The sequence below is a fragment of the Streptomyces sp. NPDC030143 genome (assembly GCF_055573695.1).
Genome location: NZ_JBVIAY010000004.1, coordinates 263844 through 279629 on the forward strand (window position 1 = coordinate 263844; position 15786 = coordinate 279629).

Here is a 15786-nt window from a genome sequence, read left to right on the forward strand (position 1 = left end):
GATGGGCTCCTTCTTACTTCTTGGACGGGGACTTGGGGCGCTGGGGGCCACCCTTGCGCTGCCCGGACTGGGCCTTGCTGCGGCCGCTGGGGCCGGACTTGGGGGCGGCCTTCTTCGCAGCGGGCTCGTCCTCGGGCTCGTCGGACTTGCTCAGCGACGTCGTCGTGGTCTCGCCGGCCGCCTTCGCGGTTCCGGACTGGCGCTGGGACTTGCTCTGGCGCTTGGGCTGCTGCCGCCTGGCCGACGTGGCGGTCGTCACGCCGTCCTCGGAGTCGACGGCGACGGCCTGGGACTCGCCCTTCGTCACGGAGCCGTCGGCCTGGGCCACGAGGCCCGCCTTGGTCAGGCCGTTGATGAACTTGCGCTCGTACTCGTTGCGGTCGCGGCCCTTGGTGACGATGGCCTTGACGATGGCCCTCTCACCGCGGCCGCGCGTCTTGCCGTGGTGCGTGACGTGCTTGTACAGGCGCTCGAGGTAGGCGGCCTGGGCCTTGGAACCCGGCGTCGGGTTGTTGTGGATTACGTACATCTGCTGGCCCATGGTCCACACGTTGGTGGTCAGCCAGTAGACGAGGACACCGACGGGGAAGTTGATGCCGAAGACGGCGAACATGATCGGGAAGACGTACATGAGCATCTTCTGCTGCTGCATGAACGGCGTCTTCACCGTGGTGTCGACGTTCTTCGTCATCAGCTGGCGCTGGGTGAAGAACTGCGAGGCCGACATCAGGACGATCATGACCGCGGTGACGATGCGGACGCTGGTCAGCGAGGCCTCGAGCGCCGCGACGTCCGAGGCGCTGTCGGTGAACTTCGCCGCCAGGGGGGCACCGACGATGTGCGCCTTCTGCGCGCTCTCCAGCAGACCCTGGTTGATCACACCGATGGTTTCACCATTGGCGATGCTGTTGAGCACGTGGTACAGCGCGAAGAAGAACGGGGACTGCGCCAGGATGGGAAGGCACGAGGAGAGCGGGTTGGTGCCCGTCTCCTTGTACAGCTTCATCATCTCTTCGGACTGGCGCTGCTTGTCGTTCTTGTAGCGCTCCTGGATCTTCTTCATCTCGGGCTGCAGCGTCTGCATCGCCCGCGTCGCCTTGATCTGCTTCACGAAGAGCGGGATCAGACAGATCCGGATGAGGATCACCAGAGACACGATGGACAGGCCCCAGGCCCACCCCGTGTCCGGGCCGAAGAGGGCACCGTACACCTTGTGGAACTGGACGATGACCCAGGAGACGGGTGTGGTGATGAAACTGAAGAGGCTGGCAATCGTGTCCACTAATCATGCTCCTTGGGCATGGGACGGGGTCTCTGCGGCCGGGCTCGAGGAAGCATTCTCCTCGGTGGCCGTTTCGGCGGCGGAGGGCCCGCCCCTGCGTGCGCGCCATGCGTCACGCAGCATCTCGTGCCACCGCGGACGCTTGCGCGGCGGGACATGGTCCACGCCTCCCAGTGACCACGGATTGCACCGCAGGATGCGCCAGGCCGTCAGGGCCGTTCCCTTGATCGCACCGTGCCGGTCGATGGCCGTGTAGCCGTAGTGGGAGCACGAGGGGTAGTACTTGCACACCGGCCCGAGCAGCGGGCTGATCGTCCACTGGTAGAGCTTGATCAGGGCCAGCAGCGGGTACTTCATCGCGCGCCCCCTCCCAGCAGCCGTTGCAGTGCGGCATCCAGGTCTTGGGCCAGCTGTGCGTGGTCGGCGTCGCCCGCACCGGGCAGCGCCCGTACGACTACCAGGCTACCGGGGGGAAGGAGGGCGACTCGCTCGCGCATCAGATGGCGCAGTCTGCGCTTCACCGTGTTGCGCACGACCGCACCACCCACTGCCTTGCTCACGACGAAACCCGCACGCGTCGGGGGAGCGCTCTCCCCAGGCGCGTGCGGGTCCGTGGCACCGCTTCGAAGGTGGACGACGAGAGTCGGGCGTCCGGCCCGACGGCCTCGTCGTACCGCGGTCGCGAAGTCCTCGCGCCGCCTCAGCCGGTTCTCGGTGGGCAGCACGACGGCATGACCTGACCGGGATCAGGCGGACAGACGGGCGCGACCCTTGCTACGGCGGGACGCGAGAATCGCGCGGCCGGCACGGGTCCGCATCCGCAGCCGGAAGCCGTGGGTCTTCGCGCGACGACGGTTGTTCGGCTGGAAGGTGCGCTTGCTCACTCGGGGGCTCCAGAAATTCGGTAGTGGCGGGGTGCCGTCCTGGCTGTCACCGTGCGCCCACGAGTAGCTCGCGTTAACGCCCGAGTGCACCGCTTCCCGATCACCTGACGCGATCTGTGCCCATCGGAGGCAGGCGGCAGCAGCCATCGACAACTCGACCTGGTTACGGTACGCGGGGCTGCGCCATCCGGTCAAACCAGGGGTCACCGGGAGACACTGTCCACAGCCTGGGGACAACAACTTGAACCGTACCCGCCGCGCTGACTACCGTGGCTGGACTCCGATTCGTTCCCTTGTCCCCCGCCCCGACACTTTTCCTCCCCGCCGTCCCACCCGACTGACATCCCGATCCGTCCCACGATCACACCTTCGAGGGACCTGTGAGAGAGCGTGCCCTGTGGCTGACGTACCTGCCGATCTTGCCGCAGTGTGGCCACGCGTACTGGAGCAACTCCTCGGGGAGGGCCGCGGGCAGGGCGTCGAGGCGAAGGACGAGCGCTGGATCCGCCGCTGCCAGCCGCTGGCTCTGGTGGCCGACACCGCCCTGCTCGCCGTGCCGAACGAGTTCGCGAAGGGCGTGCTGGAGGGCCGGCTCGCCCCGATCGTCAGCGAGAGCCTGAGCCGCGAGTGCGGCCGGCCGATCCGCATCGCGATCACCGTCGACGACTCCGTGGGTGAGCCCCCGGCCCCGGCGAAGCCGCGCTACGAGGAGACCGAGCTCCCGACCGGCCAGTACGGCGGCCAGTACGGCGGCCAGCACGACAGCTCGTACGACTCCGGCTACGACCAGCAGTACGACCGTCCCTACGAGGGTTACGGCCGTCACCGCGGCGAGCCGGGCGAGCCCGACGACCAGGGCTCCCGCCCCGACCAGCTGCCCACCGCCCGGCCGGCCTATCCCGCCGAGTACCAGCGTCCCGAGCCGGGCGCCTGGCCGCGGCCCGCCCAGGACGAGTACGGCTGGCAGCAGCAGCGTCTCGGCTTCCCCGAGCGCGACCCCTACGCGTCGCCGTCGCAGGACTCCTACGGCGGTCCCCCCCAGCAGGACTCCCCTTACGGGCCCCCCGCTCAGGACGCCTACAGGTCCCCGTCCCAGGACTACCGCCCGCAGCCGATGGACCGGCCGTCCTACGACCCCTCTCCCTACGAGCAGAAGCGCTCCGAGTACGACCAGCGCGACGCCGTGCGGCGGGAGCTGCCCGAGCCGTCGGGCGGCGGGGGCGACCCGCACCGCGGTGGTCCGGTCGGCCCAGGTCAGACCGGTGTCGGCGCGCCCGGACCGTCGGGCTCGGCGTCCGGCGGCCCGGCGGGCGGGCCGGGGGAGCCGACCGCGCGGCTCAACCCGAAGTACCTGTTCGACACGTTCGTCATCGGCGCGTCCAACCGCTTCGCGCACGCGGCGGCGGTCGCCGTGGCGGAGGCGCCGGCGAAGGCGTACAACCCCCTGTTCATCTACGGGGAGTCGGGGCTCGGCAAGACGCACCTGCTGCACGCGATCGGGCACTACGCGCGGAGCCTGTACCCGGGCACGCGGGTGCGGTACGTGAGCTCGGAGGAGTTCACCAACGAGTTCATCAACTCCATCCGGGACGGCAAGGGCGACAGCTTCCGCAAGCGGTACCGCGAGATGGACATCCTCCTCGTGGACGACATCCAGTTCCTCGCGGACAAGGAGTCGACGCAGGAGGAGTTCTTCCACACCTTCAACACGCTCCACAACGCGAACAAGCAGATCGTGCTGTCCTCCGACCGGCCGCCGAAGCAGCTGGTGACGCTGGAGGACCGGCTGAGGAACCGTTTCGAGTGGGGTCTGATCACGGACGTCCAGCCGCCCGAGCTGGAGACGCGCATCGCGATCCTGCGCAAGAAGGCGGTGCAGGAGCAGCTCAACGCGCCGCCGGAGGTGCTGGAGTTCATCGCGTCGCGGATCTCGCGGAACATCCGCGAGCTGGAGGGCGCGCTGATCCGGGTGACGGCGTTCGCCTCGCTGAACCGGCAGCCGGTGGACCTCGGTCTGACGGAGATCGTGCTCAAGGACCTGATCCCCGGTGGCGAGGACTCGGCCCCCGAGATCACCTCCACCGCGATCATGGGCGCGACCGCCGACTACTTCGGCCTCACGGTCGAGGACCTGTGCGGCACCTCGCGCGGGCGCGCGCTCGTCACGGCACGGCAGATCGCCATGTACCTGTGCCGTGAGCTGACCGATCTGTCGCTGCCGAAGATCGGCGCGCTGTTCGGCGGCCGCGACCACACGACGGTGATGCACGCCGACCGCAAGATCCGCAACCTGATGGCCGAGCGGCGCTCCATCTACAACCAGGTCACCGAGCTGACCAACCGCATCAAGGCCGGCTGACCGGTCACGAGCCCGCGGTGGGCGCCTCGGGACCTGGTCCCGGGGCGCCCTTCCCTGTTCGGGGAGCGCGAGTGCGGCGCGAGTGCCGAAGGGGCGACCCCATGGGGTCCGGGACGGTCCTGAGGCACTAGGGGCGGGTCCGGGGTGTCGAAGGTGGCCCGAGGGTTTCCGACGGTCCCGAGGACTACCCGCGCGAGTACGGAAGAGCGGCCCAGGAGCCGCCGCCGACGGCCCCTGAGATCGATGCGGACGACCGCTGAGATCGGCGCGGACGACCGCTGGAATCGCCGCGGACGGTGCTGGAATCGCCGCGGACCCCGCTTCGGAACGGCGCGGACGGCCATTGAGCACACCGACACCCCCGGGAACACCTCCGCACACCCCCCGAAGCACCTCTGAAGCACCCCTGGAACCCCACTGAAGCCCCCTGGACGCCTCCGAGACGCCCTCGCCCCGCTCTCGTCCCGGACACCGCCTGTTCGATTACTCGCCGGGTTACGGCCACCCTCCACAGATTTGGTGACCCCCTCGCGTCCACAAGCTGGGGACTGCAAAGTTGTCCAGACGGCATCCACAGGGGCTGCTGTCGAAAGACGATCGGACCAGGTCACCAGGTTGTGGATTCGTGGACGAAGGATCTCCACAGGCTGTGGACAACAAGTCGGTCCACACCCTGTGCACGAAGTTGTCCACCGGCAACCCACAGGTTGAGGCCGGTTGTCCCCAGCGAGCGCCCGCTTCTCCACATGGCTGTCCACTGTTCGGCAACCCGACGCGCCTCCTCACCGGCCCGAGTGAAAGGCGTCACACGAAGGTGCCGGGTTGGGCTGTGGGAAACGGGGGTAAAGCTGGGGACGGCCCTGGGGAGAAGTCGCCCCGTCCTGTGCACGGCGTGTGCAGAACTTTTCGTTCTCCACAGACGACCCCGGTTGTCCACCGCCTCCACCCACAGGCCCCGTGGACAAAATTCCGGTCCTGAGCTGCGAAGACGCAGTTATCCACGGTTTCCACAGGCCCTACTACTACTCCCGACTAGAGAGAGCCAGGAATCCGTTTCGAAGGGGGTCCTGTGCACAACTCGCTCTTCGGTCCCCGGCTGCCCCTCGTCACGACTTGACCCCGACGGGCACCTACTGTCAGTGCGGTGCGTCAGACTGGTCCCCGGTGGTCCTTCCCCTCACGAGGGCCGACGACACCGAGACAGACCACGAAGCCAGGCAGGGCGAGCAGCGCCGGCAACAGCAGGAGGCGGCAACAGTGAAGATCCGGGTGGAACGCGACGTACTCGCGGAGGCAGTGGCCTGGGCGGCCCGCAGCCTCCCGGCCCGTCCGCCGGCGCCTGTCCTCGCCGGCCTCCTGCTGAAGGCCGAGGACGGCGCCCTCAGCCTCTCCAGCTTCGACTACGAGGTCTCGGCGCGCGTGTCGGTGGAGGCCGAGGTCGAGGAGGAGGGCACGGTCCTCGTCTCCGGCCGGCTGCTCGCGGACATCTGCCGCGCGCTCCCCAACCGTCCGGTGGAGATTTCCACAGACGGTGTACGGGCGACGGTGGTCTGCGGCTCCTCCCGCTTCACTCTCCACACCCTGCCCGTGGAGGAGTACCCGTCGCTGCCGCAGATGCCGAACGCGACGGGCACGGTCCCGGGCGAGGTCTTCGCCTCCGCGGCCGCCCAGGTCGCCATCGCCGCCGGCCGTGACGACACCCTGCCCGTGCTGACCGGTGTGCGCATCGAGATCGAGGGCGACACCGTCACGCTGGCCTCCACCGACCGCTACCGCTTCGCGGTCCGCGAGTTCCTGTGGAAGCCGGAGAACCCGGACGCCTCCGCGGTCGCGCTGGTGCCCGCCAAGACCCTCCTGGACACCGCCAAGGCGCTGACCAGCGGCGACAGCGTCACCCTGGCACTGTCCGGCTCGGGCGCCGGCGAGGGCCTGATCGGCTTCGAGGGCGCCGGCCGCCGTACGACGACCCGCCTCCTCGAGGGCGATCTCCCGAAGTACCGCACGCTCTTCCCGACGGAGTTCAACTCCGTCGCCGTGATCGAGACCGCCCCCTTCGTGGAGGCCGTCAAGCGTGTGGCGCTGGTCGCGGAGCGCAACACCCCGGTGCGCCTCAGCTTCGAGCAGGGCGTGCTGATCCTGGAGGCCGGCTCCAGCGACGACGCACAGGCTGTGGAAAGGGTCGACGCCCAGCTCGAGGGCGACGACATCTCCATCGCCTTCAACCCGACCTTCCTGCTGGACGGCCTGAGCGCGATCGACTCCCCGGTGGCCCAGCTGTCCTTCACGACGTCCACCAAGCCCGCGCTGCTCAGCGGCAAGCCGGCCGTGGACGCCGAGGCGGACGAGGCCTACAAGTACCTGATCATGCCGGTGCGCCTGAGCGGCTGAGACGCCGGACGTTGTCCACAGGCCGTGGAGAAGATGTCCCGGCCTGTGGGGAACGCGCAGGTGAGAGCGGCACTGCGGGCGTACGGATGAGCGCGTATGCCCACAGGTGTGCGTGAGCGTCCGGGTTTAGGCTCGGACACGGGTACGAAGGTGCCCCTCACGCCACACAGCGACCTAAGGAACAACTGATGGAGCTCGGTCTCGTCGGCCTCGGCAAGATGGGCGGCAACATGCGCGAGCGGATCCGCCGCGCGGGCCACACCGTCGTCGGATACGACCGCAACCCGGACCTCGCCGATGTCCACAGCCTCGAAGAACTCGTGGGCAAGCTCGAGGGCCCGCGCGTGGTGTGGGTGATGGTGCCGGCCGGTGCCGCCACCCAGTCGACGGTCGACGAGCTGGCCGAGCTGCTCGAGCCGGGCGACGTCGTCGTGGACGGCGGCAACTCCCGCTGGACGGACGACGAGAAGCACGCCGAGGAGCTGGCCGCCAAGGGCATCGGCTTCGTCGACTGCGGTGTCTCCGGTGGCGTCTGGGGCCTGGAGAACGGCTACGCGCTGATGTACGGGGGTGACGCGGAGAACGTCGCCAAGGTGCAGCCGATCTTCGACGCGCTCAAGCCGGAGGGCGACTTCGGCTCGGTGCACGCCGGCAAGGTCGGTGCCGGTCACTTCGCGAAGATGGTCCACAACGGCATCGAGTACGCCATGATGCAGGCCTACGCCGAGGGCTGGGAGCTCCTGGAGAAGGTCGACTCCGTCACCGACGTCCGCGAGGTCTTCCGCTCCTGGCAGGAGGGCACCGTCATCCGTTCCTGGCTGCTGGACCTCGCGGTCAACGCCCTCGACGAGGACGAGCACCTGGACAGGCTGCGCGGTTTCGCCCAGGACTCCGGCGAGGGCCGCTGGACCGTCGAGGCGGCCATCGACAACGCCGTGCCGCTGCCCGCGATCACGGCCTCGCTGTTCGCGCGGTTCGCCTCCCGTCAGGAGGACTCGCCGCAGATGAAGATGATCGCGGCGCTGCGCAACCAGTTCGGCGGCCACGCGGTCGAGAAGAAGTAGTCCACGGGGCCGCCCAGCGGTCCACCACGCCGGGGGAGGTCGGTGAAACGACCATGCACGTCACGCATCTGTCGCTGGCCGACTTCCGCTCGTACGCCCGGGTCGAAGTTCCGCTCGACCCGGGCGTCACGGCTTTCGTCGGCCCCAACGGGCAGGGGAAGACCAACCTCGTCGAGGCCGTCGGCTACCTCGCCACCCTCGGCAGCCACCGGGTCTCCTCCGACGCGCCCCTGGTCCGCATGGGTGCCGACCGCGCCATCGTCCGGGCGCAGGTCAGGCAGGGCGAGCGGCAGCAACTGGTCGAGCTGGAGCTGAACCCGGGCAGGGCCAACCGCGCCCGCATCAACCGCTCCTCGCAGGTCAGGCCGCGGGACGTGCTGGGGATCGTGCGGACCGTGCTGTTCGCGCCCGAGGACCTGGCGCTGGTCAAGGGCGACCCCGGTGAGCGGCGACGCTTCCTCGACGAGATGATCACCGCGCGCTCCCCGCGCATGGCCGGTGTCCGCTCCGACTACGACCGCGTCCTCAAGCAGCGCAACACCCTGCTGAAGTCGGCCGCGCTGGCCCGGCGCCACGGGGGACGTTCCATGGACCTGTCCACCCTCGACGTGTGGGACCAGCATCTCGCGTGCGTGGGCGCGGAGTTGCTCGCCCAGCGGCTCGACCTCGTCGCCGCGATCCAGCCGCTCGCCGACAAGGCGTACGAGCAACTGGCCCCCGGCGGCGGCCCGGTCGCCCTGGAGTACAAACCGTCGGCCCCCGGCGAGGCACACACGCGTGAGCACCTCCACGAGCAGCTGATGGCGGCACTCGCCGACGCCCGCAAGCAGGAGATCGAGCGGGGCGTCACCCTGGTCGGCCCGCACCGGGACGACCTGACGCTGAAACTCGGGCAGTTGCCCGCTAAGGGGTACGCCTCGCACGGCGAGTCCTGGTCCTACGCGCTCGCGCTGCGGCTGGCCTCCTACGATCTGCTGCGCGCCGAGGGCAACGAGCCGGTGCTGGTCCTCGACGACGTCTTCGCCGAGCTGGACGCCCGACGCCGTGAGCGGCTGGCGGAACTGGTCGCGCCCGGTGAGCAGGTGCTGGTGACGGCCGCGGTCGACGACGACGTACCGCATGTGCTCAGCGGCGCCCGGTTCGCGGTGGCGGACGGGACGGTCGAGCGCGTATGACCGGACGGGCGGAGCACGGATGAGCGGGCAGCAGGAGCCGAAGAGGACGCCCGAGCCGTCCGGGGTCGACCTCGCTCGCGTGGCGCTCAGGGCGGCGCGCGAACAGGCACGCGCGCGGGGGGACGCGGCGCAGCAGAAGAAGCAGGCCCGGCGCGGAGGCGGCCTGCGCTCCGGCGCGCGCGCGGACGGCCGGGACCCGATGGCGCTCGGCGCCGCGATCAACCGGCTGCTGACCGAGCGAGGCTGGGAGGCGCCGGCCGCGGTGGGCGGGGTGATGGGCCGTTGGCCGCAGATCGTCGGCGAGGACGTCGCCAAGCACTGCGTGCCCGAGCGCTACGACGAGGACGAGCGGGTGCTGGTGGTGCGCTGTGACTCCACGGCCTGGGCGACGAACCTGCGGCTGCTCGCCCCGACGCTGGTGGCCCGGCTGAACGAGGACCTGGGGCACGGCAGGGTGCGGCAGATCCGGGTGCAGGGGCCCGGCGGCCCGCCCCGTCGGTACGGCCCGCTGCGCGCACCGGGCAGCTCGGGACCCGGTGACACCTACGGGTGAGGCGCCTGCGTGCGGGGTGACATCCGTCACGTGTTTCCGGCCGGGGCGGTCCCGTCGTACCGCTCCGGCCGTCGTCTTGTATGCCCGCGCGAGCCCTGCGGGCGGGGGCGAAACCGGACCTGACTCCACGGTAGCCAAGGGTTGACACCCAGAAGCGCTGAGTGCCGCTGTGAGCCTCTTGGAGACCCCTTCCGCATATCGGGACCCGGAAGAGACCGGTTGAGGGCGGCACATGCGGACTCAGGTACCGGCAAACCCCCATCAGTGTCAGCGCTACCGGTAGACTGGAAGCCAATCCCGCCCCGAAAGAGGGGACCGCCCGGGACAAGCTGAGCAACGCTGATCAAGGCTGACCAACGCAACATGCCGCAGCCGCTCCGGCAACCCGCCGACGAGCCTGGCTGGTGCTGTGCCAGAAAGGGCGCTTCGTGGCCGATTCCGGCAACCCCAACGAGAACATCCCGTCCACCGACGCCGGCGCGAACGGCGAGGCCAACGCCTCGAGCAGCGAGGTGACCGCCTCGTACGACGCCAGCGCCATTACCGTCCTCGAGGGCCTGGACGCCGTCCGCAAGCGACCCGGTATGTACATCGGTTCCACCGGTGAGCGCGGTCTGCATCACCTCGTGTACGAGGTCGTCGACAACTCGGTCGACGAGGCGCTGGCCGGGCACGCGGACACCATTGACGTCACGATCCTGGCCGACGGCGGTGTGCGGGTCACGGACAACGGCCGCGGCATCCCGGTGGGCATCGTGGCCTCCGAGGGCAAGCCGGCCCTCGAGGTCGTGCTGACCGTGCTGCACGCGGGCGGCAAGTTCGGCGGCGGCGGCTACGCGGTCTCCGGCGGTCTGCACGGCGTCGGCGTGTCCGTCGTCAACGCCCTGTCGAGCAAGGTCGCCGTCGAGGTCAGGACCGACGGCCACCGCTGGACGCAGGACTACAAGATGGGCGTCCCCACGGCGCCGCTGGCCAAGCACGAGGCCGTCGAGGACACCGGCACGTCGGTCACCTTCTGGGCCGACCCGGACATCTTCGAGACCACCGAGTACTCCTTCGAGACGCTGTCGCGGCGCTTCCAGGAGATGGCGTTCCTCAACAAGGGCCTGACGATCAAGCTCACCGACGAGCGTGAGTCGGCCAAGGCCACCGCCGGGGCGGACGAGGCGGGTGCGGACGAGAAGGACGAGGTCAAGACCGTCACGTACCACTACGAGGGCGGCATCGTCGACTTCGTGAAGTACCTCAACTCCCGCAAGGGCGAGGCGGTTCACCCCACCGTCATCGACCTCGAGGCGGAGGACAGGGACAAGAGCCTGTCCCTCGAGGTCGCCATGCAGTGGAACAGCGGGTACAGCGAGGGCGTGTACTCCTTCGCCAACATCATCCACACGCACGAGGGCGGTACCCACGAGGAGGGCTTCCGCGCGGCGCTGACGAACCTGATCAACAAGTACGCGCGCGACAAGAAGCTGCTGCGGGAGAAGGACGACAACCTCACGGGCGACGACATCCGCGAGGGCCTGACGGCGATCATCTCGGTCAAGCTGAGCGAGCCCCAGTTCGAAGGCCAGACCAAGACCAAGCTGGGCAACACCGAGGCCAAGACCTTCGTCCAGAAGGCGGTCTACGAGCACCTCAACGACTGGCTGGACCGCAACCCGGTGGAGGCGGCGGACATCGTCCGCAAGGGCATCCAGGCGGCCACCGCGCGCGTGGCGGCCCGCAAGGCCCGCGACCTCACCCGCCGCAAGGGCCTGCTGGAGTCGGCGTCCCTGCCGGGCAAGCTCTCCGACTGCCAGTCGAACGACCCCACCAAGTGCGAGATCTTCATCGTCGAGGGTGACTCCGCCGGCGGTTCGGCCAAGTCGGGCCGCAACCCGCAGTACCAGGCGATCCTCCCGATCCGCGGCAAGATCCTCAACGTCGAGAAGGCCAGGATCGACAAGATCCTGCAGAACCAGGAGATCCAGGCGCTGATCTCCGCCTTCGGCACGGGCGTGCACGAGGACTTCGACATCGAGAAGCTCCGCTATCACAAGATCATCCTGATGGCGGACGCCGACGTCGACGGCCAGCACATCAGCACCCTGCTGCTGACCTTCCTGTTCCGCTTCATGCGGCCGCTGGTCGAGGCCGGGCACGTGTACCTCTCCCGTCCCCCCCTGTACAAGATCAAGTGGGGCCGGGACGACGTCGAGTACGCCTACTCGGACCGCGAGCGCGACGCGCTGATCGAGATGGGCCGCCAGCGCGGCAAGCGGGTCCGCGAGGACTCGATCCAGCGCTTCAAGGGCCTCGGCGAGATGAACGCCGAGGAACTGCGCGTGACCACGATGGACCAGGAGCACCGGGTCCTCGGTCAGGTCACCCTCGACGACGCCGCCCAGGCCGACGACCTGTTCTCGGTCCTCATGGGCGAGGACGTAGAAGCCCGCCGCGCGTTCATCCAGCGCAACGCCAAGGACGTCCGTTTCCTCGACATCTGAGTCGGTCTCAGCTGACCGCACCAGGAAGGATCTTCACCAGCAATGGCCGACGAGAACACTCCCGTCACCCCTGAAGAGGGCGGCGAAGTCGCGATGCGCGTCGAGCCCGTCGGGCTCGAGACGGAGATGCAGCGCTCGTACCTCGACTACGCGATGTCCGTCATCGTGTCCCGTGCGCTGCCCGACGTCCGTGACGGTCTCAAGCCCGTCCACCGCCGTGTCCTGTACGCCATGTACGACGGCGGCTACCGCCCCGAGCGCGGCTTCTACAAGTGCGCCCGCGTCGTCGGCGACGTCATGGGCAACTACCACCCCCACGGCGACTCCTCGATCTACGACGCCCTGGTGCGCCTCGCCCAGCCGTGGTCGATGCGGATGCCGCTGGTGGACTCCAACGGCAACTTCGGCTCCCCGGGCAACGACCCGGCGGCGGCGATGCGCTACACCGAGTGCAAGCTGGCGCCGCTGTCGATGGAGATGGTCCGTGACATCGACGAGGAGACCGTCGACTTCACGGACAACTACGACGGCCGCTCCCAGGAGCCGACCGTCCTGCCGGCCCGCTTCCCGAACCTGCTGATCAACGGTTCGGCCGGTATCGCGGTCGGCATGGCGACCAACATCCCGCCGCACAACCTGCGCGAGGTCGCGGCCGGCGCCCAGTGGTACCTGGAGAACCCGGAGGCCTCCCACGAGGAACTCCTGGACGCGCTCATCGAGCGCATCAAGGGCCCCGACTTCCCGACCGGCGCGCTCGTCGTCGGCCGCAAGGGCATCGAGGAGGCGTACCGCACGGGCCGCGGCTCGATCACCATGCGCGCGGTCGTCGAGGTCGAGGAGATCCAGAACCGCCAGTGCCTGGTGGTCACGGAGCTGCCGTACCAGACCAACCCCGACAACCTCGCGCAGAAGATCGCCGACCTGGTGAAGGACGGCAAGATCGGCGGCATCGCGGACGTCCGCGACGAGACGTCGTCCCGTACGGGCCAGCGTCTGGTCATCGTGCTGAAGCGCGACGCGGTCGCCAAGGTCGTCCTGAACAACCTCTACAAGCACACCGACCTGCAGTCCAACTTCGGCGCCAACATGCTGGCGCTGGTCGACGGCGTGCCGCGCACCCTCTCCCTGGACGCGTTCATCCGCCACTGGGTGGCGCACCAGATCGAGGTCATCGTCCGCCGGACGCGCTTCCGGCTGCGCAAGGCAGAGGAGCGCGCGCACATCCTGCGCGGCCTGCTCAAGGCCCTGGACGCCATCGACGAGGTCATCGCGCTGATCCGGCGCAGCGACACCGTCGACATCGCGCGCACGGGCCTGATGGAGCTCCTGGAGATCGACGAGATCCAGGCCAACGCGATCCTCGAGATGCAGCTGCGGCGCCTCGCCGCCCTGGAGCGCCAGAAGATCGTCCAGGAGCACGACGAGCTTCAGTCGAAGATCAACGAGTACAACGAGATCCTCGCCTCGCCGGTCCGCCAGCGCGGCATCGTCAGCGAGGAGCTAGCCGCGATCGTCGAGAAGTACGGCGACGACCGCAAGACCAAGCTGGTGCCCTACGACGGTGACATGTCCATCGAGGACCTGATCGCCGAGGAGGACATCGTCGTCACCGTCACGCGCGGCGGTTACGTCAAGCGCACGAAGACGGACGACTACCGCGCCCAGAAGCGCGGCGGCAAGGGCGTGCGCGGCGCGAAGCTGAAGGAAGACGACATCGTCGACCACTTCTTCGTCTCGACGACGCACCACTGGCTGCTGTTCTTCACCAACAAGGGCCGGGTGTACCGGGCGAAGGCGTACGAGCTGCCGGACGCCGGGCGTGACGCGCGTGGACAGCACGTCGCCAACCTGCTGGCCTTCCAGCCGGACGAGGCGATCGCCGAGATCCTCGCGATCCGCGACTACGAGGCGGTGCCCTACCTGGTCCTCGCCACGAAGGCCGGTCTGGTCAAGAAGACGCCGCTGAAGGATTACGATTCGCCCCGCTCCGGCGGCGTGATCGCGATCAATCTGCGGGAGCGGGAGGACGGTTCAGACGACGAACTGATCGGTGCCGAACTCGTCTCGTCCGATGATGATCTGCTTCTGATCAGCAAGAAGGCACAGTCGATCAGGTTCACCGCAACGGACGACACGCTGCGCCCCATGGGCCGTGCGACCTCGGGTGTCAAGGGCATGAGTTTCCGCGAGGGGGACGAGCTGCTCTCGATGAATGTTGTTCGACCCGGTACGTTCGTGTTCACTGCCACCGACGGCGGGTACGCGAAGCGGACCGCCGTCGACGAGTACCGCGTCCAGGGTCGCGGCGGCCTCGGCATCAAGGCCGCCAAGATCGTCGAGGACCGTGGTTCTCTCGTCGGCGCGCTGGTGGTCGAGGAGACCGACGAGATCCTCGCCATCACGCTCGGCGGCGGTGTGATTCGTACGCGAGTCAACGAGATCAGGGAGACGGGCCGTGACACCATGGGCGTCCAACTGATCAACCTGGGCAAGCGCGATGCCGTCGTCGGTATCGCACGTAACGCCGAGGCGGGGCGCGAGGCGGAGGAGGTCGACGGTGACATCGTCGTCGACGAGACCGCCGAGGACGCCACGACCGTCGGCACGGACGAGGGTGAGACGCCCTCGGCCGAGTAGCACGAGGAGTGAGTCATCGTGAGCGGAGCCACGGGCGCCGGTTCGGTCGGTACATCGGCCGGCACCTCTGCCGGACCTTCTACCGGTACTTCTGCCGGTCAGGAAGAGGACGACGGCGGCCGTGGCTCCGCCACGGGGGCGAAGGACGCGCGGCCGACCACCGCGCGTACCGGCGAGGCGCGTGCGGACGCGCAGGTGATGGACACCCACACCACCAACCTGCAGGCGATCAAGCCGTCCACGGCCGACCCGCGCTCGCCTGACACTCATGGATCCCAGGGGGGAACTGTGACGGACACCCGAGGTCCGCAGACCAAGAAGCAGCAGGCGGGAGCGGGCCCGGCCGCTCCGGGCGCAGCACCGCGCCCCCAGACCGGGGCGGAGGCCCAGCCGGTCTCGCCGCTGCCCGGGGAGCGCCGCACGCAGCAGCCCGCCGGGCCCTACCACCCGCCGCAGGCCTACCCGGCGCAGAGCCAGAGCGACGCGGTGCGCCGTCCGCGCACGGGCGCCCGCACCACGCCCCGGGTGCGCAAGGCGCGGCTGCGGGTGGCCAAGGCCGACCCGTGGTCGGTGATGAAGGTCAGCTTCCTGCTCTCCATCGCGCTGGGCATCTGCACGATCGTCGCGGCCGCCGTGCTGTGGATGGTCCTGGACGCGATGGGCGTCTTCTCGTCGGTCGGCGGCACGATCTCGGAGGCCACCGGCTCCAACGAGTCGAACGGCTTCGACCTCCAGGCCTTCCTGTCCCTCCCCCACGTCCTGATGTTCACGTCGATCATCGCGGTCATCGACGTCGTCCTCGCGACGGCCCTCGCGACCCTCGGCGCGTTCATCTACAACCTCTCCGCCGGCTTCGTCGGCGGCGTGGAGCTGACGCTCGCCGAGGACGAGTGAGCGTCGCCGCATCCGGCCGCGGGCGGTCCCGGACTATCGATTTTGGGACTGCCCGCGTCGT

12 protein-coding genes are annotated in these 15786 nt (G+C 69.0%); 8 read left to right on the plus strand and 4 right to left on the minus strand.

Annotation, left to right across the window (positions count from 1 at the left end; genetic code table 11):
- Positions 1 to 13: 13 nt before the first annotated feature.
- From yidC to rpmH, 4 genes are read right to left on the minus strand one after another with little or no spacing between them, the layout of a single operon-like run.
- A complete protein-coding gene (gene yidC / locus ACZ4YY_RS09615) occupies positions 14 to 1282 on the minus strand; it encodes a membrane protein insertase YidC (protein WP_468285955.1) in 1269 nt (422 codons plus the stop codon).
- Between the two features lie 3 nt (positions 1283 to 1285).
- A complete protein-coding gene (gene yidD, locus ACZ4YY_RS09620) occupies positions 1286 to 1639 on the minus strand; it encodes a membrane protein insertion efficiency factor YidD (RefSeq protein WP_468285958.1) in 354 nt (117 codons plus the stop codon).
- On the minus strand, positions 1636 to 2007 hold the full coding sequence (gene rnpA / locus ACZ4YY_RS09625) for a ribonuclease P protein component (protein WP_468285961.1): 372 nt from the start codon (positions 2005 to 2007) through the stop codon (positions 1636 to 1638). Before rnpA ends, yidD begins: the two co-directional genes overlap by 4 nt.
- Positions 2008 to 2028: 21 nt before the next feature.
- The gene (gene rpmH, locus ACZ4YY_RS09630; RefSeq protein WP_003956500.1) at positions 2029 to 2166 is read right to left on the minus strand and encodes a 50S ribosomal protein L34; all 138 of its coding nucleotides are present in this window, start codon (positions 2164 to 2166) and stop codon (positions 2029 to 2031) included.
- A gap of 397 nt (positions 2167 to 2563) precedes the next feature.
- On the opposite strand from rpmH, the gene dnaA reads away from it, so the two are divergent.
- The 8 genes from dnaA to ACZ4YY_RS09670 all read left to right on the plus strand — a co-directional run bounded on the left by dnaA (position 2564) and on the right by ACZ4YY_RS09670 (position 15725).
- Positions 2564 to 4525, plus strand: coding sequence for a chromosomal replication initiator protein DnaA (gene dnaA, locus ACZ4YY_RS09635; protein WP_468285964.1), 1962 nt, complete (start codon positions 2564 to 2566; stop codon positions 4523 to 4525).
- Positions 4526 to 5782: 1257 nt separating this feature from the next.
- On the plus strand, positions 5783 to 6913 hold the full coding sequence (dnaN, locus tag ACZ4YY_RS09640) for a DNA polymerase III subunit beta (protein ID WP_468286579.1): 1131 nt from the start codon (positions 5783 to 5785) through the stop codon (positions 6911 to 6913).
- Positions 6914 to 7101: 188 nt separating this feature from the next.
- Positions 7102 to 7977 (plus strand): phosphogluconate dehydrogenase (NAD(+)-dependent, decarboxylating), encoded by an 876-nt coding sequence (gene gnd, locus ACZ4YY_RS09645; protein ID WP_468285967.1) that lies wholly within the window; start codon positions 7102 to 7104, stop codon positions 7975 to 7977.
- 53 nt (positions 7978 to 8030) lie between these two features.
- Positions 8031 to 9152 carry a DNA replication/repair protein RecF gene (gene recF, locus ACZ4YY_RS09650; RefSeq protein WP_468285970.1) on the plus strand — a complete coding sequence of 374 codons (1122 nt, stop codon included), beginning with the start codon at positions 8031 to 8033 and terminating at the stop codon, positions 9150 to 9152.
- Positions 9153 to 9171: 19 nt separating this feature from the next.
- The gene (locus tag ACZ4YY_RS09655) at positions 9172 to 9705 is read left to right on the plus strand and encodes a DciA family protein (RefSeq protein ID WP_468285973.1); all 534 of its coding nucleotides are present in this window, start codon (positions 9172 to 9174) and stop codon (positions 9703 to 9705) included.
- 404 nt (positions 9706 to 10109) lie between these two features.
- Positions 10110 to 12194: a DNA topoisomerase (ATP-hydrolyzing) subunit B gene (gene gyrB, locus ACZ4YY_RS09660; protein WP_468285976.1), complete on the plus strand. Its 2085-nt coding sequence runs from the start codon at positions 10110 to 10112 to the stop codon at positions 12192 to 12194.
- 42 nt (positions 12195 to 12236) lie between these two features.
- Positions 12237 to 14831: a DNA gyrase subunit A gene (gene gyrA / locus ACZ4YY_RS09665; RefSeq protein WP_468285979.1), complete on the plus strand. Its 2595-nt coding sequence runs from the start codon at positions 12237 to 12239 to the stop codon at positions 14829 to 14831.
- Between the two features lie 18 nt (positions 14832 to 14849).
- Positions 14850 to 15725 (plus strand): DUF3566 domain-containing protein, encoded by an 876-nt coding sequence (locus ACZ4YY_RS09670; RefSeq protein WP_468285985.1) that lies wholly within the window; start codon positions 14850 to 14852, stop codon positions 15723 to 15725.
- Positions 15726 to 15786: the final 61 nt, after the last annotated feature.